General features: G+C 67.7%; 1 protein-coding gene. It reads left to right on the forward strand.

Translation table 11 applies throughout. From position 1 onward, the window contains the following. The coding region (locus tag DSP71_RS22960) for an AarF/ABC1/UbiB kinase family protein (protein ID WP_258546218.1) at positions 1–913 on the forward strand (913 nt) is incomplete at both ends.

Here is a 913-nt window from a genome sequence, read left to right on the forward strand (position 1 = left end):
GAGAACTTCGCCGACGATCCCCGCGTCGACACCCCGGAGATCGTCTGGGAGCGCTCGACCCGTCGGGTGCTGACTCTCTCGGACGTCACGGCCATCAAGATCAACGACATCGGGGCCCTCCGCGCCGCCGGAATCGATCCGTCCGAGGTCGCCGCGGTGTTCGCCGAGGTCATGTTCGATCAGGTGTTCACGCACAGTTTCGTGCACGCCGACCCCCACCCCGGCAACATCTTCGTCACGCCTTCGCCGGTGGTCGAGGGCGGCACGGGGCGCGGTTTCCGCCTCACGTTCATCGACTTCGGCATGATGGCCGAGATCCCCGCGAGCCTCCGCGACGGATTGCGCACGCTCCTGATCGCGGTGGCCGGCCGAGACAGTCGTGGCCTCGTCGCCGCCGCGCAGGAGATCGGCGTGCTGCTGCCTTCCGCCGACACGGCCGAGCTCGAGCGCGCGCTCACCACGTTGTTCGCCCGTTTCGGCGGCATGGGGTTCGCTGAGTTGAGCAAGGTCGATCCGCGCGAGTTCCGTGACTTCGCCGAGGAGTTCGGCGACATGGTGCGCTCGCTCCCGCTCCAGCTGCCCGAGAACATGCTGCTGCTCATCCGTGCCGTCTCACTGACCTCCGGCATGTGCAGCGGTCTCGATCCCGCGTTCAACGTGTGGGATGCGGCAGAGCCCTACGCCGGCCGTCTGCTTCGCGACGAGAGCGGCAACATCGTGCAGGCCTTCGCGAACCAGGCGATGGGCACGATGTCCACGACCTGGGCGTTGCCCGGCCGCATCGACAAGATCATCACGCGCCTCGACGACGGCAACGTCACCTTCGACACCTCACGACTCGAACGTCGCCTGGACCGGCTCGAGGGTATCGCGCGCCGCATCGGCTCCGGCGTCCTGTTCGCGGCGTTCCTGG

Source organism: Microbacterium sp. H6, assembly GCF_003314775.1.
Lineage (GTDB): Bacteria > Actinomycetota > Actinomycetes > Actinomycetales > Microbacteriaceae > Microbacterium > Microbacterium oxydans.